The sequence below is a fragment of the Clostridium tetanomorphum genome, assembly GCF_017873215.1.
Taxonomy (GTDB): Bacteria; Bacillota; Clostridia; order Clostridiales; family Clostridiaceae; genus Clostridium_AO; species Clostridium_AO tetanomorphum.
Genome location: NZ_JAGGKA010000007.1, coordinates 1 through 20,979, shown reverse-complemented (window position 1 = coordinate 20,979; position 20,979 = coordinate 1). Strand labels below are relative to the sequence as shown.

Genomic DNA, 20,979 nt, shown 5'->3' with positions numbered 1-20,979 from the left:
CATACCTCTAAATATATATTTAATTATAATTATATCATTTATTATTTATGCTGAAAATTTTTCTTAATATTTTCCTGACTTTAAATTTCTTTTTGTTATCATGCTTCCTGCTGTAAATAATATAATCGTTATAAAAAGAATATAGCTTAATTGCATTGGATAATCAAATATATTTTTTCCATTCTCTATTCCTTGAACCAATGTTAAATAATTCTTCTGAGGAAGTGCATTAACTATGGAATCTAAGATTTTATTGTTATCTGAAAAGGAATAAAAGCTTCCCGAAATAATTGATGTTAACATAGCTATAAATTGTGCCAGCATAGAGCTGTTATCTATATCATCAATAATGGAAGTCATAAATAATGCAAAAGCGGTTCCAAATAGAACTATTATGGATAAAAGAATAGCTAAAGTTTTATAGTCAAATCCAATATTTACCTTAAAAATTTCCTTAGTTATTACTATAGATAAAAACACAGGTACATATATAATGACAAAATTAAATATCCCTTGAGCAAATAAATATTTTTTTTCACTTATGGGAGCAATTAATATTCTTTTAAAAGTTCTAAAATCTCTATCTTCAGGATAAAGAACCATAAGTATTACTGCTTGAAGTAAAATAATCATTATCAAAAAACCTAATATATTAGTGCCTACTCCCCTCTTTTGTTCCTTAACTGAGTTTTTAAAACCTTGGCTAGGATTTTTTATGAACTTTTCTATATCCTTTTTTAACTTTTCATTTTTTATGGTGATAACTTCAAAACTATCACTGTCTTTATAATAAATCACTGCATCATATTTATTTAATAGAAGTTCTGACATTTTAGGTTTTTGGTCTAAATATTTTATATTAACCTCTTTATTGTTTGTTACATTTAAAATTTTATTTCTAGAAACTACAGCTATATTTGCCTTAGTTTCCATTTTCCCTGTAAAATAAACGGCACTTGCAATCATTACAGGAATGAATATAAGGACCACAGATATAATAGCCTTTTTTGAAAGTATTCTATAAAAATTGTTTTTAAATATAGTAAATATACTCATTACACATACTCCTCCGGCTTAAAAGTAATTTGACAAAGTACAATAAATAATAATGCTCCTAAAATGCAAATTATTATTAAAGGAATAAACATAGAAAAATCATTATCATAAATTATTTTAAAAATACATTCACTAACCCATTTTACTGGAGATAAATATGATAGCTTTTCCACAGTTTTTCCAAGGCTATCTACAGGAAAAAGAAGACCTCCTAATAATGCTAATAAAGTATTTACTGGCGAAAGAAACTTATTTGCAGCTTCTTCACTTTTAAAAATGCAACACATAAATGCACCTATTGAACTCATAAGAAGTGTAAACATAACTATTATTAGAACTATATACATAAAATTTTCTCCTCCAAAATTTATTTTAAAAATGCTATTTTCTAATATTAGTATTATAATAGAAGTAATTGCGCCAAATATAAATGTTGCCAGTATTTTAGATAAAAATATTACACTCTTTGAAGTTGGTGAATATATTAATCTAATATTCCCCTTTACTATTTTCTTTTCCATAAAAGCATTTGACGTAGTTAAAGACATATTTAACATAGTAAAAATCATTATAGTAACACCATAATAATCATAGGACGTAACTCCTTCACCTCCATAAGTTCCTTTTGCTATAAATCCAAATAACAGTGTGATAACTAATGGGTAAATTGTATTAAACATGAGAAGTACAGGATTTTTTATTGTATTCATAAGATCAAATTTTGTAACATTAAGTATATTCATATTGCTCCTCCTAATCTCTTAAGCTTTTTCCTGTTAAATTTAAAAATACCATTTCTAAAGAAGCTAAGGTGCTTGTAATATTTTGTATTTTACATTGTTTATTCATCATAGTCAGAATCAATTTATCTAAGTTTTCTACTGTGTTTAATGATTTGATTTTCACTGTCCCTTCTGAAATAACCACGTCTTTTACTCCTTCTATCTTAAAAAAGTCTTCTTTTTTTAATTCTTCTGTATTTGCTATATCTATAGAATATATCCTTTCATCTTCTATTTCTCTTTTTAGCTCTTCTTTTGTACCTTCTGCTATTATTTGTCCATTATCCATTATTATTATTCTATCTGCAATTTCCTCAACTTCTTCCATGTAATGGGTAGTGTATATTATAGTAGTTCCTCTTTTTTGTAATTCCTTAATTGAATTTAAAATATGATTTCTTGATTGAGGATCTATTCCTACTGTAGGTTCATCCATTATTATAAGTTTAGGATTATGAAGAATTGCACATGCTATATTTAATCTTCTCTTCATTCCACCAGAAAATGTTTTTGGTTTATCCATTCTTTTTTCATAAAGTCCTACAAATTTTAAAGCTTCCTCTACCCTATGCTGTAGTTCTTTTCCCTTTAAATTATAAAGACTTGCGAAAAATTTCACATTTTTTTCTGTTGATATATCTTCATAAATAGCTAAATCTTGAGGAACAACACCTATATTTCTTTTAACTCTTATAACATCCTCATCTACTTTTGATCCCAAAAATTTTATGTCACCGCCATCATATCCTAAAGCAGTGGATAAAATATTAATAGTAGTACTTTTCCCTGCACCATTGGGTCCTAAAAATCCAAGTACTTCTCCCTTTCCAACACAAAAGCTTATTCCTTTTACTGCTTTTTTTCCTTTATAACTTTTTTCTAAATTCTTAACTTCAATTATATTTTCCATATTATTACCTCCACCTTTCATATTCATAATACAAAAATTGTAGATAAAAAAAATCAACCTTTCGGTTGATTTTTAAGGTTGATTTTTCTTTAATAAATTAATCTCTTTCCTTAATGTATATTTCTTTTCCTTAAGCAAAATGAATATTAAGCTTTCCATCAATATATTTTGCACATGTTATTTCTTTAGAGTGAAGCTTTGTTGGTAGTACAAAACTTCTTCTCTCATTCTTAATTGATATGGTTATTTCATCGCCTTTTTGAGAAAGATTTAACTCTCTTTTATCAACAAAAGGCATGTTTATAACAAGATTATATCCTTCAGCATTCTTTTCAATAGTAAATATCTTGTCCTGAAAAAGAACATCTTCTGGATTAACTTCTTTATAAATTTTATTACCTACATTTTGAAGGGTATTATATTCTCTTAGCTCATCACTCATTAATTCTAATTTAAAAATTGGAATACCTTTAAAACTATCATATATATCATCAATGCTCTCCTTTTGAATAGTTGTCCATCCTTCAAAATACCCCTTTAGAGAATCTTTTGAAAAAATCTTATTTATGATTATTGCATCAACATTGTAATCGAAAAGATGAGGATAAGAAAAACTTCTTTTTGCTTCCTTAACCACTATTTTTTCTGCAGTAGTAACTATTCTTATGCTAACTATATTCTTATCAAGCATTAGACTATGAAGCTCATCAATCTTTATATATAATTTTTCAATTTCATCAAAAGTATTATCTGTTGGCATGGGCATTTTTATAGTAGCTTCAATTATTGGTTTTGCAATCTTTGCTCCTTTTCTTTTAATAGGAAATATCTTTTCCATCCACCATTTAAATAAATCTGGAAACTTTAACAATGACATAGTTTCTCCTGTAGGAACACAATCTACTATTAAAACATCATATTTTCCTTCATCATATATATCCTTAATTTTAATTAATGCCAGTAACTCCTCAAAACCTGGAAATACCAATAGTTCTTCAGTTTCTATTGTTTTTTCAGATTTAAATACCATAAGTTTTTCAAAATAACTCTTTATATTTCCCCAGGAATTCTCATTCTCTAAAACTGAATTTATTTCCATAGCATAAAGATTATTGCTTATTTTTAAAGGTTCATTTGAAAGCTTTATATCAAATGAATCCCTTAAACTATGTGCTTGATCTGTACTTACAATCAATACCTTTTTCCCGCCACTTGCTATTTTGCAAGCTGTTGCAGCAGCTACACTGGTTTTACCTACTCCACCTTTTCCCGTATATAATATTATTCTCATATTGCTCCCTCCAATTTACTATGAAAAATCTACAACAATTTTTTTTGTTATCTTCTTACTGTTATCTTCTTCTAAATCCTCTTTTATCATTTCATGTATAGCATCCTTTAATAAATTTAATGCATATTTTTCAAATTCCTCTAATCTCTTTTTCAAGTTATCAGGCATTATTTCCTTTATAGCTTGGTACTCATATTTCTTTGCCTTAATTATATTCTTAACAAATTCTTTATTCATCATGATGCCTCCCATTTATTCAAAATAAATACTTAGTATTTCATCATTTAGCTTTGCAGAAGTTATTGAATATTTTTCTATAATATTGGGTATGGGAATATTTCTCTTGAAATTCCCTATTTTTATTATAATATCTGTACCAGACTCAAATAGATCAAAATCTTTTTTATTGGTAAAGGGTACATAAACATTAAGCCGATATCCTTTCTCTGTCTTTTCAAAGATCTCATTTAATGTTGTCTTTAAAACCTTAAATATATTGTCATCCTGTAAAGAATCCCTTATAATTCTATCTAACCCACTTACTCCGTTTATATCTACTTCATACCATTTAATTTTGTATTTTGGAATATTATAAAATACTGAATTTATCTCATCTAAATAGTTTTTTTGAATCTGTTTCCATTGATCAAAAAAGCTATTATCTATATCCTTCGGTATTATTCTATTGATATATAATCCATCTACATTAAAGTTGTATAAATTTAAATACATATAGTTTCTCTTACTTTCATCTACCACCATTTTTTCTGGTATGGTAACAAGTCTTATACTACAAACCTCTCTATCTTTTAAAAGACTTTGCAAGTTTCCAAGCTTAACATATAATTTTTCAATATCATTCATAGCCTTTTCATCAGGCATATCTAATTTTAAAGCTACCTTTGAAATTGGTCTTAATACTTTCATAGCTATCTTACCAATAGGAAATATCTTTTCCATATACCATGAAAAAAGTTCTGGAAATTTTAATAAAGAAAGAGTTTCCCCAGTAGGCGCACAGTCTACTATGATTAAATCATAAATATTTTCATCATATATTTCCTTTATCTTAAGTAATGAAAATAATTCTTCTATACCTGGAAATACAACTATATCTTCCATTACTTCTTCATTCTTTTCATTCCCCAAAGGAATCATCTTCTTAAAAGCCTCTGAAATACTTCTGTAATGTCTATTCATTTCATAATTTGAATCTATTTCTAATGCACAAAGATTATTTACTATTTCTACTGGCTCTTCTTTTATTTCCTTCATAAATAAATCACTTAAGTTATGAGCCATATCAGTGCTTATGCCTACCGCTACATTCCTTTTTATTCCCACTTAAAAAAACGAATTGCTATACCAATACAAATTACTGCAAGAACAGCCATGACGATAATTGAAAACAGAACATCTGTAATAGGTAAGCCCAATGAGGTTGCTTTCAGCAGTTTAATCCCCTGCGTCAATGGCAAAAGGTCAGCTACTTTTTGAAGTGCTGAGGGCATGACTTCATATGGCAAAGTGGCTCCGGAAAAAATTAACATAGGAAAGTACAAAATACTGGCAATCACGCTGGCAATTTTCATATTCGGCGAAACTCCACCTACCATCATACCAATACTGAACATAGACAACATAACTAACAAGTATGCCCCCAGAAATTGTAGCAGTGAGCCAACAAAATGATATTGAAAGAATAGTACTGCTACAGTATAAACAAGGATAAGAGAAGCCATAGCGTAAAACATATAAATAGTTACCTGTACCGCTAAAATAAGTGCCGGACTTGTAGGAGTTACTTTAAACCGTTTTAGGATTTTTTTGTTCCGGTAATCTGATATAACTAATGGAAGCCCCATGACACCACCGGCACATATTGCTATTGTAGACACTGCCCCAAAGGACTGTTGTAAAAATGTATATTCCGCTCCGTTAAATGCAAGCTTATTGCCGTATATGATACCAATGATAATTACCATTATCATTGGCATACATAATGCAAAGATGAACATGTCCATCCCTCGCATAGATAGTTTTAATTCAGTTTTTAGCATTGTTCTAAATGTCTTCACTTTCTAATTCCTCCTCTCCTGTATACCAAAGATATGCGTCTTCCAGTTTTTCATATGGACTGGCAGCAATAGCTTCCTGTACGGAACCACAAAAAATAAAATTTCCGTCTTTCAAGATACCAATACGGTCACACAGAGTTTCTACCTCATCCATAAAATGAGAGGTTAAAAAGATTGTCAGCCCCCTATTCTTAAGTCTCATCAAACTGTTCCAAACGCTTCGCCTTGCTTTTGCATCAAGTCCTGTTGTCAATTCATCAAGAAACACAACCTCTGGATTGGAGATCAGTGCTAGTACGATAAATAGTCTTTGTTTCTGTCCCCCAGATAGTTCTTTTACCATATTTTTTGTTTTTCCTTCCAGGGCGAATTGCTTTAGAAGAACTTCATAATCAGCAGGATTTTTATAAAGACAGTATGTTTCCTGGCAAAGCTCCCTCACGGTGATTTTGTCCTGATAATTCGCTTCCTGAAATTGAACACCTACCCGTTCAAAGATCTTTTTCCTCTCCCTATGTGGATTCATTCCTAAAATAGATACTGTTCCGCTATCCGCACTTTTTGTCCCTAATATACATTCAATTGTGGTACTTTTTCCTGATCCATTTGCGCCAAGCAATCCAAATACCTCGCCCCGTGATATATAAAATTCAAGATTTTCAATTACACGAATTCCGGCATAAGACTTACATAGTTTGTCAACTTTAATTGTTATTTCCATTCTCCAAACCTCCTTGTTCTTTTATACATATAAAAGAATACCACCAGAACGTAGCCTGGTGGAAAAGTGTAGGGTTTTTTATATAGATTTTTTATTTAAATTGCTTTTTCATATTTTTTAACTGAGCCATTACATGAAGTGCATTACTTTCAGCCTCCTGTAGTGAAGTAAGCAATTTATCACATACAGAAATAATGCCATCATCATGTTTAGGAGTATCAATTACCTTTCTGATATTAACATTTGGATCTTGAGAAATAGCTGACAACATTCGTAATATAGCAGATAGTGAATAATTTGCACATCGAAGCGAACGGATAATTTTCAGACGCATAATATCCTCATTTGTGTAAACCCGATAGCCATTTTGTCTGCGCTTTACTGTAATCAATCCATTTAACTCCCAATTTCTTAAAGTATCTATGGTAATCTGTAAAGAATCTGCTGCCTGCTTTCTTGTAAGTGATAAGCACTCTGTTTCTTTTGTATGATGTGAACCAGAGAACATCTGTTTTACAATTTCAATTGCTTCTTCTGCATTCTGTTTCTCTGATTTAATCTGTAATAGATAACTTCCAGTTAGAAGAATTGCTGCATCAAAATTTTTTGTAGCAGAGATTTTAATAATATCAACAGCCTTTTTTCGCAAACCATTTTGTAATACTTCAACCTTTAGTAAAACTCTTGCTAACTTGAATTGCTCAATATGTAAATCATTAAAAACACGATAACCATTTTGTTGTCTTTCTGGCTTAGATATTAATTGACATTTTTCATAAAGACGCACTGTATTAGGATGAATACCAACTATTTTCGCCACTTCTGCTGTCTTATACTTATTTTCCATTATATTGCCACCTCCATTTAATTCTATGGTAGCACTCATTAAAAGTATGGTGTTATAGTGGAGAGTTCATTATGAATAATAACTTGAAAATAAAAATATATATTACAAAAGGGTATATTGATGTAGATGAACCGCACTCTAATACCATTCTTACTAAAGGCCTTACTTAAATTTTATATTGCTTCAAGTGCTTTTTTTATGTCCCCTGTATACACACCTCCATGATAACATATAATCCTATCTATATCGTAACTTAGAAGCTTTTTTACAGATTCTTTGGCTTTTTCTATATCTAAAGTATATTTGGGTAGAGCAATATTTAAGCATTCATTTTCTATCACCAAAGCATCTCCGCTGATTAATGTCTTATTCTCTTTTACATAAACTGATATGTGTCCAGGCATATGACCTGGTGTAGATATTATTTCTATACCTCCACAAAAATGAAAATAATCTTTATCATTCAAACATATATCTACATTGCAAGGCTCCACTGATTCGAGCATCTTATGAAAATCTCTGGCTTTCTCCTTCTCTTTTTCTGATAAAGAATGATACATAGCTTCAGCTTGTTTTAATCTTAGTGATTTTTTCTTACCACTGATATAAGGCTCATCTTCTTTTGAAGCTAATATCTGTATATTAGGATATTTTCTTTTAAATTCTGCTAAAGTTCCCATATGATCAAAATCGTGATGAGTTATAATTATTTTAGATAATTTTTTTATATCAATTCCATCCTTTATTGCAATTTGTTCAATTAAATGTAAAAAATCAGGATATCCACAATCAATTAAAATCATTTCATTTTCATCTTCTAATATTACTGGATAGATAGTATTTACCTGTCCATCAAAATTAAAATTTACTTCTAATATATTTATTTTATTCATACAAATTCTCCTCATACAATTTAATTGCTTATATAATTGCTTATATAATATCATACCCATAAATAATATAGTTATCTCATGAACAATTCTGTAATATACTTAACCATATATTAAGTAAAAAAGAATACTTGATTAATATTATTAAATGTTAGCTCTAATCATACTTTCCACTAACTTTAAGTAATCTCCTTTGTATTCAATACTCCTTTTAATAATTAATATTGCTATTCCATGAACCATACTCCATAAAGTTAGCGTCTTTTGCATATATAAATTTTCATCTAACTTTATTTCCTTAAAAAATCTTTCTGCACTATGTTTAAAAACTCCAAAAGCACTATCTTTATCTTCAGTAAATTTATCATCTTCTATTTTTATAGGATGAGCATTATCTGACAAAAACATAAACTTTAAATATTCTGGATTTTCTACCATAAACTTCACATATGCTTTTCCCATCTCAATAATTTGTAATTTAGCATTATCATGATATATCTCAGTTATCTGAAGTAATGCTATATAAAATTTTCTCCAAACTTCTTTAATTATTTCATTAATAAGTGCATCCTTATCTTTAAAATGCTTATAGGGTGCATTATGACTTACTCCACTCATACTAGCAACTTTTCTTAAGGAGAATCCCTCAATACCTTCTTTATTTAATAATACTAATCCATTATGTATAAGTTCATTTTTTAAATCACCATGATGATATGTTTTTCTATTCACTGTTGATATCCTCCTTAAATCTTAGAATATATTTAAAATAATTTTTATCATAAAAATTATATCACTTCATGTTGACACTGTAAACTTATTCAATTATAATTAAATTAAAGTTTACGCTGTCAACATAACTTTCAATAAATAAAGTATATGAAATTTCAGTACTTATCCATCATAATAAAATATACTGACTTAAAAAAGAATTACTTATATAAAAACAATTAATAATAGAGGTGTTGTAAATGAAAATAGTAGTTTTAAATGGAAGTCCTAAAGGTGATATTAGTGTTACTATGCAATATATAAACTATATTCAAAAAAAGTTTAAGCATCACCAATTGAAAATAATTAATATTTCTCAAGGGATTAATAAAATAGAAAAAGATAAAAAAACTTTTGAGGATATAATTAACGAAATTAAACTTAGTGATGGAGTTATATGGGCATTCCCTCTTTATGTTTTTACTGTTCATTCCAATTATCAAAGATTTATAGAATTAATTTTTGAAAGAAATGTTGAAGATGCTTTTAAAGGAAAATATGCTTCAGTTGTTACTACATCAATTCACTTTTATGACCACACTGCAATAAATTACATGAATTCCATTTGCGATGACTTAAATATGAATTATGTAGATTATTTTTCCGCAGAAATGTATGATTTAAAAAAAGAACATATAAGAAAAAATCTATTACAATTTGCTCAAAACTATTTTGATGCTATAGAAAATAAAGTAATTACTTTAAAAAACTACAGTCCAGTAGAATATTCGCTAAAAGAATATATTCCTGAAATTATCCATGATAAAATAGATGTTTCAAATAAAAAAATAATTATAGTAACTGATTCTTTAGAAAATATTAATTTAAAAAATATGATAGATAAATTTATAAATTCATTTTCCCAAACTATAGAATTAATTAATCTTCAATATATAGATATAAAAGGAAGCTGCTTAGGCTGCTTAAAATGTGGTTATAACTATGAGTGCGCTTATACAGGTAAGGATGATTTTATTAATTTTTATAATAGTAAATTAAAAACTGCGGATATAATAGTTTTTGCTGGTTCTATTAAATACAGGCATTTATCTTCTACATGGAAAAAATTCTTAGACAGAGGATTTTTTAATACTCACACTCCATCTCTTTCTGGTAAACAAATAGGTTTTATAATATCTGGTGTTCTGAGGCAAATACCTAATTTAAGACAAATATTAGAATCCTATGTCCAATGGCAAGGCTCTAATTTAGTTGGCTTTGTCACTGATGAGTATGATACCAATATAGAAATCGATGAACAATTATATACTTTTTCATACAATCTTATTAAGTTATCAACTGTAAATTACACTAAACCTGCCACCTTTCTTGGTATAGCAGGTATGAAGATATTTAGAGATGAAGTATGGGGAAACTTAAGATTTCCTTTTGTTGCTGATCATAAAGCTTATAAAACACTTAATGTATATGATTTTCCACAAAAAAATTATAAATCTAGAATAATGAATTTTATATTCATTCTAATGTGTAAGTTTCCTTTCATAAGAAAAGAAATTTATTCAAACCAAATAAAATCTTCAATGATTGTATCGTTAAAAAAAATTGTAGAAAATACATCTACTTAATGGCGATTCTACAATTGATATAACGCAAGTAATACGTATTTTTAAAATATCTAAATTAAAATATTCTGCTATACCTCTTTGTCACTTATGAAGTAATGAATAAGTTATGCTATAATTATGAAAACTAACTGTACTGGAGGATTATTATGAAATATGAGATTATAATATTTGATGCAGATGAAACTTTATTTGATTTTAAAAAATCCGAAGAAGATGCTTTTAAAAATACTATGCTTGAATTCAATATGAACTATGATGAAAATTATCATTTAAAAATATATAGGGAAATAAACACAACTATATGGAAAGAGATGGAAGATGGTCTTATTACTCAAAAAGAATTAAATGTTGAAAGATTTAAAAGATTATCACGTAAATTAAATATTAAATTTAACCAGGTTGAGTTTGCAAAGTCATATATAAAACGTTTATCTTGTTCTTCCTTTTTATATGATGATAGTATATGTCTTTTAGAAAGTCTGTATAAAGACTATAAACTTTTTATAATTACTAATGGTATTACAGATGTTCAAGATAATAGAATAAGAAAATCCACTATATCAAAATACTTTGAGGACATAATAATATCTGAAGAGGCTCCAGTGTCAAAACCAGATTCAAAAATATTTGAATACGCCTTAAATAATATAAAATATACTGATAAAAGTAAAGTATTAATGGTAGGAGATAGCTTAACCTCTGATATACAAGGTGGAATAAATTTTGGTATAGATACCTGCTGGTTTAATCCTAATAAGATTATAAATAATACCGAAATAAAACCCACTTATGAAATTTCTAATTTAATGGAGCTTAAAGATATACTTAAAAGATAATACTTCTAAATAATGAGGGTTGATAAAACAATGATTATCAACCCTTATTTTTTAATTTATTAACATTTTAACGAAATGCTTAAACTACATTTTATTCTTATTCCAGCATTCAGCATTTACTAATCCATCAATGGATTCTGCATAAAATACTGGGTCTTCTCCTTCTCTTTTTTGAGCTATATAGTCTCTAGTTACCTTTGAAACTACCTTACTTAATTTAAATATAACAACGATGTTAAGAAGTGCCATTAATCCCATGAATAAATCTGCTAAATTCCATACAATATCTAATGAAGACATGGAACCTAAAAATACCATAACAATTACAGCAATTCTAAATACATTAAGCCATGTTTTATTTCCATTCATAAACTCGATATTTGATTCACCATAATAGTAATTTCCAAGTATAGAACTAAATGCAAACATAAAAATACATACTGCTATAAATATATTTCCCCAAGAACCTACTTGAGAAGTTAATGCTTCTTGTGTTAACTGTATTCCTGTTAGTCGTTCTTTTTGATTTGTACCAGAAACTAATATAATAAATGCTGTTGCACTACATATCACTATAGTATCAAGAAAAACTCCAAATACTTGCATAATGGCTTGCTTAACTGGATGAGTTACTTCTGCTGTAGCTGCTGCATTTGGGGCACTTCCCATACCTGCTTCATTTGAAAATAATCCTCTTTTAATTCCCATCATAATAGCTGCACCAATTCCACCACCTGTGAATTGTTTTAAACCAAAAGCACCTTCAAAAATCATTGTAAATATATGTGGAATTTGATCTATATTCTTTAAGATTACAAATAATGCAACCAATACATAAGCTACTGCCATAACAGGCACTATAACCTCTGCAACCTGTGCTATTCTCTTAACCCCACCAAATATAACCATACCAGTAAGTAATATAAGAATTATAGCTCCATAAAGTCTGTTAAGACCAAAAGCTCCTTCAAATGCAAATGTTATAGTATTTGCCTGAACAGAATTAAATACAAGTCCAAAGGATATAGTTATAAGTATTGAAAATATAATTCCTAGCTTTCTATTACCAAGAGCTTTTTCCATATAATATGCTGGACCACCTCTGTATCCATCTTTATCCTTTACTTTATAAACCTGTGCTAATGTGTTTTCAACAAAACTTGAAGCTGACCCTAAAAGAGCTATAATCCACATCCAGAAAAGTGCTCCTGGACCTCCAACTGAAACTGCAATAGCAACACCTGCAAGATTCCCAGTACCAACGTGAGAAGCAACACTTATACAAAATGCTTGGAATGAAGAAACACCTTTTCCTTCCTTACTATCTTTAGATTTTCCACTTCCTCCAAGAAGCTTAAATGTTTGAAAGAAAAATTTGAACTGTGGGCCCTTAAGATAAAAAGTAAAATAAAGTCCTACTGCTATAAGTAAAAATATTAGTACATATGACCAAAGTATCGTATTACCAAATGATATGAAAGAATTCAAATAATTTACCATTTTAACACTCTCCCTTTAATAAATGTTATCCTATTTAAAAAATACTTAGATTAAGTTCTCTTGAAAGTTCTTCTAAGACCTTTATTCCACCAATACTATTTCCGTGATTGTCTAAAGCTGGTCCTATAACTGCTATTCCCATACGGTTTGGGACAACAGCCATAATGCATCCACCTACTCCACTTTTAGCAGGAACACCAACATTGACACAAAACTCTCCAGATGTATCATATAATCCACAGGTTGTCATAATAGCCTTCACTACTCTATTAACATCCTCTGGAATTATTCTCTCATTTGACCATGGAGCTACACCATTATTAGCAATTACAGAGGCTATCTTTGCTACATCCTCAACCACCATCTCTATGGAACAGATTTTGAAATATGCGTCTAATACATCTTCAACATCCTTTTCAACTATGTTAGCTCCCTTAAGATAGTAAGCTATTGCTCTGTTTGTATTTCCAGTCAATTTTTCTGAGTTATAAACTGAATAGTTTACATCAATGTTCTCATTATTAGATAACTTTTTAATCATATTAAGGATTCTACTAAATTTCTCTATGCCATTATCACCTGACACAAGAGATGTACAGACTATTGCTCCTGCATTAATAAATGGATTTAAAGGCTTGTGGCCTTCCTTTGTTTCTAACTTTACTAATGAATTAAAAGGCTCTTCTGACGGTTCTTTATCAACCTTAGAAAAAACTACATCCATTCCTCTATCCATAAGAGCACATATAAGAATTATTACTTTTGATACACTTTGAATAGTAAACTTTGTTTTATAGTCACCTTCTAAAATTGAATTGCCATTTATATCGAAAATGCAGGCTCCAAGAGCCTCTTTATTTCCTTTTGCAAGTTCAGGAATATAAGTTGCCACTTCTCCAAGTTTTACAAATTTTTTATTACTTTCAATTGCACTTTTTAAAACTGATTCCATCCTTATTTACCTCCTTTCCAAATTATAAATATTAACTATATGAAATATATAAGCAATATACATGCCAAATTAAAAACATAAATAAAATTTAGAAAAATGATATTTTTTATGTATTTTCATGCAGAAAACGCTCGAAATCGAACATAAAAAAAGCTCGATATCGAGCACTTTGTTCCATATCGAGCTTATATATCTATAGGTTTTATAATAAATTATCTATATTTCATTTATATTGTTAAAATACTTCTCCATTCTTCTATTAAGTGCATGCCTTGAAATTCCAAGAAGCTTTGAAGCAGCACTAAAATTCCCCTTAGACTTATTTAATGCTGCTAATATATAATATTTTTCTAAATCTGCTACCTTTTCTTCTAATGAGAAACCATACTCAATATCCTCTTGCCTTTCTTCTACAATTTCTACATTCTTCTTTTCATTTGCTTGTTCTCGCACTTCACTTGGAAGTTGTTCAACATCTATACTACTTGTATTATTTAGAATTACAATTCTCTCTATAATATTTTTAAGTTCTCTTATATTTCCAGGCCATTGATAACATATCATTCTATCCATAGCTTCATTAGTAAATCTTTTAAAATTCTTCTTAAATTTAGTATTAAAAATATTTAAAAAGTATTTAGAAAGCTCTACAATATCCATTTTTCTTTCCCTTAGTGGAGGAATAAAAATAGGCACTACATTTAACCTGTAATATAAATCTTCCCTAAACTCCTTTTTAGCTATAGCTTCTTCAAGATTTTTATTAGTAGCAGCAATTACTCTTATATCAACTTCTATTTCTTCAAGTCCACCTATTCTATTGAATTTTCTTGTTTCAAGAAACCTTAGAATCTTAGATTGTACATCAAGAGGCATTTCTCCTAACTCATCAAGAAAAACCGTTCCTCCATTTGCAAGCTCTAAAAGGCCCTTTTTTCTAGAATTTGCACCACTAAATGCATTTTTTTCAAAACCAAACAGCTCACTCTCTAGAAGTTGTTTAGGTATAGCAGCACAATTAATACTTAACATTAATGAGTCCTTTCTGTTGCTGTTTTTATGTATAAAATTAGCAACAACCTCTTTTCCAGTTCCAGTTTCCCCTCTTATCAGCGCAGTTACAGAATCATTTTCAGCTAATACCTTCATTTTTCTTATGGTATCTTCCATTGCAGCATCTTTACTTATAAATGTATTGTCATCTCTGGATTCCATTTCTTCATAAAGTTTTAATTTTTTCTTCATACTCTGACTAGCAATTGCTTTTGATATAGTAACTTGAATTTCTTCAATATCTAAAGGCTTTTTTATATAATCTATAGCTCCTATTCTTATTGCTTCAATGGCAGTCTTAATGTCTCCATATGCTGTCATAATTATTATCTCTACATATTCATCCATTTCTTTTATTTTTCTTGCAATGTCTAAACCATTTTCTGATCTAAGTCTCATATCAAGCAATATAACATCAGGTTCAAAGTGTTTCAACTTTTGTATTGCCTCCAAACCCGTTGATGCTGTTGCTACCTCATATCCAAAATCACTAAGTCCCTCTCCAAGGGTTAATCTCATTATTTCCTCATCATCAATTACTAAAACTTTTGTATTCATCAATCTCTCCCCTATACTTTGGTAAATAAATTTTCACAATAGTTCCTACTGATTCTATACTTTCTATTTGGATATTTCCATTATTTGCTGCAACTAATTTATGTACTACAGAAAGACCTAATCCAGTTCCACTTTCTCTCGTTGTAAAAAACGGATCAAAAATTTTATTAATGTATTCCTTCTTTATTCCATATCCATTATCTTCAACTGATACAATTATATATGTATTATCACTTTCCCTAGGTTTTTCTACAATTATTTTTAATTGTCCATTCATATCTATGGCATCTAATGCATTGGATATTATGTTTAAGAAAATCTGTAAAAGCTGTCCCTTATCAAAATATATCAATGTCTCTCCTATATCACGATTTATACTAACTATAGCTTCCTTTTCTCTTATTTTCTTATCAGAAAAAAGAAGTGCTTTATCAAGAACCTCAAATACATCTATAATTTGAGACTTCGGTATTCTTGGCTTTGAAAAATTTAAAAGATCTGTAATTAATAAATCAAGCCTTTCTGTTTCTTTAATTATAGCTTTAAAGAGATATTCGTCAGAGGTATTAAGATGACTAGAAAGTCTTTTATTTAATATTTGAGCACTCATTTTAATTCCTGAAAGAGGATTTCTTATCTCATGGGCTAAAGCTGCTGTTAACTGTCCTAGAGAAGTAAGTCTGTCTATTCGTTCTACATTCTCTTCTATTTTCTTTCTACTTGTAATATCATTAAAATTGCATATAACACCAATATATTCTCCTGAAGAATTTTTCATCAAGGATGTGGTTATATCTAAATAAACTGCTTCCTTTGTATGTGGCTCATTAAAATGTTCTATTCTATTTACAGGCTCCATCTTTTCTATAGTTTCATTTATTTGAAGCATAAGTGTTTTGATTATGTTTGTATTTTTTTGATTAAAGCATATTACTCTCTCAATAATATTTGAGGCAGTATCGTTATAATTTTTGATTTTCCCTACCATATCCGTAGTTATTATTCCTGTTGAAATATTATGTAATATATCTTCATTAAACCTTTTCATCTGTAAGAATTTATTACTACCAATGTATATCTGATTCTTCATTTCATTAAATGCATCCCCTAAAAGCCCTAGTTCATCTTTCCTTTTAAGATCTATATTGTGCTTAAAGTTTCCGGATATTATATTATTATATCCTTCTAATAATATTGATATAGGTTTTGAAAAACTATTTGTTAAAAAAAATATTACTTGTATTGAAATAAATATTGAAATAGCTATTAATATTAAATATGGTTTATATATATTTATAACATTTAAGAATATCCGATATCTGTCAATTACTACATATATAGAAATATTTAAGTTTTCATAGGTCTTTTTCTTGATTTCGTATCTCTTGGTATCTGTGTATCCTGTCTTTATCTTATTAGCATCCAAGTTAAATTCATTTAATCTTTCATAAACTATATCATTGTCCTCATAAACTATAACTCCTAGATCTTCCATAGAAGAAAGCTTGCTAAATAACATCTGCTTAAAATAAAACTCATCATTTACTTGGTATATTCTTTCTGAAATTGAGTTTAAAAAGTTTTCCGCATTCTCAGAAACATTGTCATAGAAAACCCTTTGCATAATATTTAAAAATGAAATACTTAGTACTACTGTAGGCAATATCATTAAAAATAATATTGGTAATACTATTTTTCTCTTAAGCTTCAACTTCATATTTTACACCTTACTCTTTCTTGAAAATCAATAAGTTTTTTTATTTCTCATTCAGATGCTTATTAATAGTCGTTTTTATTATACTCCATTATTTTTTAATTTTGAATAAAAAAGTTTTAATATGGCTAAGCATATGCTAGAATGATTGTGCAAAGATATTTTGAGGTGATTCTATGTTTAAAATATTAAATAACACAGTAGTAAAAGTTATCATATTCATTATCATTAGTGCTTTCTTATTTATAAAAATTTATATAAACACCTACTATGTAGCATCTGAAAATAAGTATATTGAATCCTTTAATAGTTCTGTAGAACAGCATAATCTTTCAATAACCGACTTTTTATCCACTTTCGAAAGCGCTGTTGAAATGTTATCTAAAAATGAATTGATTCAATATGTATCTGATAATCCTAATAAATATTATAATTCTACTGAAGAACTTTTAAAAAACTTTCAACAGGCATATTCATATACTGCATTTGCTTATTTTGCACCAGAGAAAAAAATATTTGGTGTTAAAAAACTTATTTCATGGCCAGATACCTCGGAGGAGCTTTCAAATGCTCCTTGGGAAGCATCACAAAGGCCCTGGTATATAAACGCAATAAATTCAAAGGGTAAAGTTGCATGGACAAAACCCTATATTGATAGTACTACAAAAAAATATATACTTACTGTTTCTAAAAATGTTATGAATAAAGAAAATAAGTTTGCAGGTGTTATGGCTATAGATATTTATCTTGATGATTTATCTGAAAAAATAAATTATTTAAAAAAATTTAACAAAGGAGATATTTTTATCATTTCAAGAACTGATAATAAAAATTTTTTTATAGTTGACAATACTAAAACTAATGAATTGAAATATATATTCAATGACAATCTTATTAATAAAATGTATAACAAAAAATCGGGAAGCTTCTATTCTGATAATAACACAGGAAATTATTATGTTTCATATACAACCAATAGGGCTACTGGCTGGAAAGTTATAGGGGTAATAGAAAAACAACAGTTAATAAAAGAAACAAATGTTTTAGTAAATAACATATTTATAGGAATTGCTGCCGTAGTATTTATAAGTATTATCAGTATATTATATATTACAAAACAAATGGGAAGCACTATACAAACATTAAGTGTTTCCATTAAGTCTACGGAAGAAAAAACACTTCCACAATCAGCGAAAGTAACACCATTTAGAATTGAAAATGAAGATTTTCTATTTGAAAAGCCTGCTTCAGACATTAATATATTATTTGAAATTGAATATGAAAAACAAAACTTAGATAATTTGATAAAAAATATTAATAACTTTAATTTATCAAAAGCTGAAGATGTGAAAAACTCTTTAAAAACACTAACTAGTTACAAAAGTAAACTTAATCCGTCTATAAAATCCCATGAAGCTGAAATGTTGAGCTTAAATAATTTTTTAATTAAAATAAGAGAAAAACTAACTTCTCTAGCTGAAAACTTTAATCATGTTGAACTTAAATCTGAAATTGTACATTTATGTAAACTTATTGATACTATCACTAATTCTTGATATAAAATCTTAGAAATGGGGCTTGTGGCATTAAGAAATTTATATACAATATATTGCTTTGTAAATCAATAATAAACGCAATATGTTGTGACATTTATTCTTAGTGCCACAGCCCCATAAATATATATTTAAGTTAAGTATTTTTATCAATACCTTTAATCCTCCTGTTAATCCAGTATCTAATCTTCCTTCAAAACCGCATCCCAAATGAACTAGAGGTCTAAAATTATAAAAGTTTTCACAGTTTTTAATTTTACCTCAAAACATCATGTTTTTATATTACAAATATAATATAAATTGAATATTAATATATTTTTTACACTACTTGCATTTATATATTTAATTTGGTAATATATTAAAGTGTTTTTTCTTGTCCAAAATCAGCTAAGAAAAGCTCATAATTATATAAGATTTATTTCCTACAAAGTGTAAACCTATATTTATCCAAATTCCCTCCTAGAATAAAACAGATTATAATTATGTGACTTGCTTAAATATTTAAAGAAATGAGATGATGTTTACAAATGAAAAACCTAAAAAAAATACCATTTATATTATCACTAATTGTATTGATTTCATCATTTACTGCTTGTTCAAAACCAGCATCAGAAAAGCCAAAAGAACAAGCAAAAAATGAAACTACCACCACAACAAAAGATAATACAAAAGAAGCTACAAAAGCTACTTCTGATTCTATATCTGATGATTTATATAGTTATGAGGTATTGATAAATGGTGTAGCCTATTCTCTTCCAACTCCATTTTCTAATTTTAAAAAAAATGGATGGATAGCTAAAGATTTTGGTAATGATAAATTAAAACCAAATCAATATGCCCTAAAAACCCTAAAAAATGGTGAACAAATTATGCTAATTAGAATAGCAAACTTTGGTACGAATGTCACACCAATATCAGAATGTTCTGTTGCTGGAGTTAGAATAGAACCAGGTGTAAACGCTCAAGGCGCAACCATCTCCATTGCAAAAGGGATTACTGTAGGCTCTACATATGATGAAGTTATTGCAGCTTATGGTAAACCATCGGATGAATATAAAGGAGAATCACTAACTAAACTAACCTATAAATCCGGTATATATTCAGATTATAATATTGGATTTGATACTAAAAGTAAAAAAGTACAATCTATCGAAATAAAAAATTTAGTATCACCTGAAAAAATGCAAACTAAATCTGTTAATACAGAACTTCCTGCAATAGTTAAAAAATATAAGGCACCTTCAAATATAGGTAAAGATTTATTGTCCTTTCAAGTAAAATATGGTGGTGATTACTACAAATTACCAGCGCCTATTACTGAATTTGAAAAAAACGGTTGGGTACTTCAATCAAATGCTGCTAAAGTAATTGCTGCTAAATCTAGTGATGTGGGTATTGAATTAAGAAAAGGTAATCAAGTTCTAAGAACTCAGATTGAAAATTATAATGACAAGGCTGAACCTTTAAAGCACTGTTTTGTTGGCTATGTAGAATACAGCACTAATGGTGCACAAATTCCTTTAGAATTACCTAAAGGAATTTCAGAAAAATCCAGTATAGATGAAATTATTGCAGCTTATGGACAACCTGCTAAAACAAAGGAAAGCTCATCCTTCAAGTATTATACATATGGAAAAGTATTTAGAGAAGTTGTTTTTATAACTAATAAAGGAAAGCTTATAAAAATTCAAGTAAAATATTTACCAAAGGAACTAGATTAAAGTCTCTTATCTATATTGTCATTAAAAACCCCACGACAAAAGTGTGAGGCCACTGAAAAACTAAGAATATTGAATCGTCATCACGAAAGTGATGGCGGTTTTACTTTTTTGAATCAATAAATTATATTTCTTTAAGGTTAAGTTATTCAAACAAAAAGGA

Annotated in this window: 19 protein-coding genes; 4 read left to right on the top strand and 15 right to left on the bottom strand. The window is 28.5% G+C overall.

Annotation, left to right across the window (positions count from 1 at the left end):
• Positions 1 to 63: 63 nt before the first annotated feature.
• The 11 genes from J2Z24_RS08310 to J2Z24_RS21770 form a co-directional block, all read right to left on the bottom strand.
• Positions 64 to 1,056: an ABC transporter permease gene (locus J2Z24_RS08310; RefSeq protein WP_035148127.1), complete on the bottom strand. Its 993-nt coding sequence runs from the start codon at positions 1,054 to 1,056 to the stop codon at positions 64 to 66.
• Positions 1,056 to 1,799 carry an ABC transporter permease gene (locus tag J2Z24_RS08305; RefSeq protein WP_035148129.1) on the bottom strand — a complete coding sequence of 248 codons (744 nt, stop codon included), beginning with the start codon at positions 1,797 to 1,799 and terminating at the stop codon, positions 1,056 to 1,058. Before J2Z24_RS08305 ends, J2Z24_RS08310 begins: the two co-directional genes overlap by 1 nt.
• A gap of 10 nt (positions 1,800 to 1,809) precedes the next feature.
• Entirely contained in the window at positions 1,810 to 2,748 is a 939-nt protein-coding gene (locus tag J2Z24_RS08300; protein ID WP_035148130.1) for an ABC transporter ATP-binding protein, read from the bottom strand.
• 130 nt (positions 2,749 to 2,878) lie between these two features.
• The gene (locus J2Z24_RS08295) at positions 2,879 to 4,039 is read right to left on the bottom strand and encodes an ArsA family ATPase (RefSeq protein ID WP_035148132.1); all 1,161 of its coding nucleotides are present in this window, start codon (positions 4,037 to 4,039) and stop codon (positions 2,879 to 2,881) included.
• Positions 4,040 to 4,057: 18 nt separating this feature from the next.
• Entirely contained in the window at positions 4,058 to 4,276 is a 219-nt protein-coding gene (locus J2Z24_RS08290) for a hypothetical protein (RefSeq protein ID WP_035148133.1), read from the bottom strand.
• A gap of 15 nt (positions 4,277 to 4,291) precedes the next feature.
• A complete protein-coding gene (locus J2Z24_RS08285; RefSeq protein ID WP_085059062.1) occupies positions 4,292 to 5,341 on the bottom strand; it encodes an ArsA family ATPase in 1,050 nt (349 codons plus the stop codon).
• A 32-nt stretch (positions 5,342 to 5,373) separates the two neighbouring features.
• Positions 5,374 to 6,117 carry an ABC transporter permease gene (locus J2Z24_RS08280; protein ID WP_035148134.1) on the bottom strand — a complete coding sequence of 248 codons (744 nt, stop codon included), beginning with the start codon at positions 6,115 to 6,117 and terminating at the stop codon, positions 5,374 to 5,376.
• Positions 6,104 to 6,838, bottom strand: a complete 735-nt coding sequence (locus J2Z24_RS08275; RefSeq protein WP_035148135.1) for an ABC transporter ATP-binding protein — start codon at positions 6,836 to 6,838, stop codon at positions 6,104 to 6,106. Before J2Z24_RS08275 ends, J2Z24_RS08280 begins: the two co-directional genes overlap by 14 nt.
• A gap of 91 nt (positions 6,839 to 6,929) precedes the next feature.
• Positions 6,930 to 7,685: a MerR family transcriptional regulator gene (locus tag J2Z24_RS08270; protein ID WP_035148136.1), complete on the bottom strand. Its 756-nt coding sequence runs from the start codon at positions 7,683 to 7,685 to the stop codon at positions 6,930 to 6,932.
• Between the two features lie 173 nt (positions 7,686 to 7,858).
• Positions 7,859 to 8,578 carry an MBL fold metallo-hydrolase gene (locus tag J2Z24_RS08265; protein WP_035148138.1) on the bottom strand — a complete coding sequence of 240 codons (720 nt, stop codon included), beginning with the start codon at positions 8,576 to 8,578 and terminating at the stop codon, positions 7,859 to 7,861.
• Between the two features lie 141 nt (positions 8,579 to 8,719).
• Positions 8,720 to 9,307, bottom strand: coding sequence for a TetR/AcrR family transcriptional regulator (locus J2Z24_RS21770; RefSeq protein ID WP_035148139.1), 588 nt, complete (start codon positions 9,305 to 9,307; stop codon positions 8,720 to 8,722).
• A 239-nt stretch (positions 9,308 to 9,546) separates the two neighbouring features.
• Between J2Z24_RS21770 and J2Z24_RS08255 the strand changes: the two genes are divergently transcribed.
• Positions 9,547 to 10,932: an NAD(P)H-dependent oxidoreductase gene (locus J2Z24_RS08255; RefSeq protein WP_035148140.1), complete on the top strand. Its 1,386-nt coding sequence runs from the start codon at positions 9,547 to 9,549 to the stop codon at positions 10,930 to 10,932.
• Positions 10,933 to 11,078: 146 nt separating this feature from the next.
• A complete protein-coding gene (locus tag J2Z24_RS08250; RefSeq protein WP_035148141.1) occupies positions 11,079 to 11,768 on the top strand; it encodes a YjjG family noncanonical pyrimidine nucleotidase in 690 nt (229 codons plus the stop codon).
• Positions 11,769 to 11,852: 84 nt separating this feature from the next.
• Here the strand turns inward: J2Z24_RS08250 and J2Z24_RS08245 are convergent, their stop codons facing one another.
• From J2Z24_RS08245 to J2Z24_RS08230, 4 genes are all read right to left on the bottom strand, one after another.
• Entirely contained in the window at positions 11,853 to 13,268 is a 1,416-nt protein-coding gene (locus J2Z24_RS08245) for an alanine/glycine:cation symporter family protein (protein WP_035148142.1), read from the bottom strand.
• A gap of 34 nt (positions 13,269 to 13,302) precedes the next feature.
• Positions 13,303 to 14,220 (bottom strand): glutaminase A, encoded by a 918-nt coding sequence (gene glsA, locus J2Z24_RS08240; RefSeq protein WP_035148143.1) that lies wholly within the window; start codon positions 14,218 to 14,220, stop codon positions 13,303 to 13,305.
• A gap of 216 nt (positions 14,221 to 14,436) precedes the next feature.
• Entirely contained in the window at positions 14,437 to 15,831 is a 1,395-nt protein-coding gene (locus J2Z24_RS08235; protein WP_111947521.1) for a sigma-54-dependent transcriptional regulator, read from the bottom strand.
• Positions 15,806 to 17,548: a sensor histidine kinase gene (locus tag J2Z24_RS08230; RefSeq protein WP_035148395.1), complete on the bottom strand. Its 1,743-nt coding sequence runs from the start codon at positions 17,546 to 17,548 to the stop codon at positions 15,806 to 15,808. The genes J2Z24_RS08235 and J2Z24_RS08230 overlap by 26 nt, the downstream gene beginning before the upstream one ends.
• Before the next feature lie 173 nt (positions 17,549 to 17,721).
• Between J2Z24_RS08230 and J2Z24_RS08225 the strand changes: the two genes are divergently transcribed.
• Both J2Z24_RS08225 and J2Z24_RS08220 read left to right on the top strand, forming a co-directional pair.
• Complete coding sequence (locus tag J2Z24_RS08225; protein WP_035148397.1) at positions 17,722 to 19,101, top strand: cache domain-containing protein; 1,380 nt, start codon at positions 17,722 to 17,724, stop codon at positions 19,099 to 19,101.
• Between the two features lie 524 nt (positions 19,102 to 19,625).
• Positions 19,626 to 20,819 (top strand): hypothetical protein, encoded by a 1,194-nt coding sequence (locus J2Z24_RS08220; protein WP_035148398.1) that lies wholly within the window; start codon positions 19,626 to 19,628, stop codon positions 20,817 to 20,819.
• Positions 20,820 to 20,979: the final 160 nt, after the last annotated feature.

Coding starts and splice junctions, on each gene's coding strand:
- J2Z24_RS08310 (WP_035148127.1), bottom strand. CDS start 1,056: ATGAGTATATTTACTATATTTAAAAACAATTTTTATAGAATACTTTCA.
- J2Z24_RS08275 (WP_035148135.1), bottom strand. CDS start 6,838: ATGGAAATAACAATTAAAGTTGACAAACTATGTAAGTCTTATGCCGGA.
- J2Z24_RS08230 (WP_035148395.1), bottom strand. CDS start 17,548: ATGAAGTTGAAGCTTAAGAGAAAAATAGTATTACCAATATTATTTTTA.
- J2Z24_RS08290 (WP_035148133.1), bottom strand. CDS start 4,276: ATGAATAAAGAATTTGTTAAGAATATAATTAAGGCAAAGAAATATGAG.
- J2Z24_RS08265 (WP_035148138.1), bottom strand. CDS start 8,578: ATGAATAAAATAAATATATTAGAAGTAAATTTTAATTTTGATGGACAG.
- J2Z24_RS08220 (WP_035148398.1), top strand. CDS start 19,626: ATGAAAAACCTAAAAAAAATACCATTTATATTATCACTAATTGTATTG.
- J2Z24_RS08235 (WP_111947521.1), bottom strand. CDS start 15,831: ATGAATACAAAAGTTTTAGTAATTGATGATGAGGAAATAATGAGATTA.
- J2Z24_RS08270 (WP_035148136.1), bottom strand. CDS start 7,685: ATGGAAAATAAGTATAAGACAGCAGAAGTGGCGAAAATAGTTGGTATT.
- J2Z24_RS08250 (WP_035148141.1), top strand. CDS start 11,079: ATGAAATATGAGATTATAATATTTGATGCAGATGAAACTTTATTTGAT.
- J2Z24_RS08285 (WP_085059062.1), bottom strand. CDS start 5,341: ATGGCTCATAACTTAAGTGATTTATTTATGAAGGAAATAAAAGAAGAG.
- J2Z24_RS08295 (WP_035148132.1), bottom strand. CDS start 4,039: ATGAGAATAATATTATATACGGGAAAAGGTGGAGTAGGTAAAACCAGT.
- J2Z24_RS08255 (WP_035148140.1), top strand. CDS start 9,547: ATGAAAATAGTAGTTTTAAATGGAAGTCCTAAAGGTGATATTAGTGTT.
- glsA (WP_035148143.1), bottom strand. CDS start 14,220: ATGGAATCAGTTTTAAAAAGTGCAATTGAAAGTAATAAAAAATTTGTA.
- J2Z24_RS08225 (WP_035148397.1), top strand. CDS start 17,722: ATGTTTAAAATATTAAATAACACAGTAGTAAAAGTTATCATATTCATT.
- J2Z24_RS08305 (WP_035148129.1), bottom strand. CDS start 1,799: ATGAATATACTTAATGTTACAAAATTTGATCTTATGAATACAATAAAA.
- J2Z24_RS08300 (WP_035148130.1), bottom strand. CDS start 2,748: ATGGAAAATATAATTGAAGTTAAGAATTTAGAAAAAAGTTATAAAGGA.
- J2Z24_RS08245 (WP_035148142.1), bottom strand. CDS start 13,268: ATGGTAAATTATTTGAATTCTTTCATATCATTTGGTAATACGATACTT.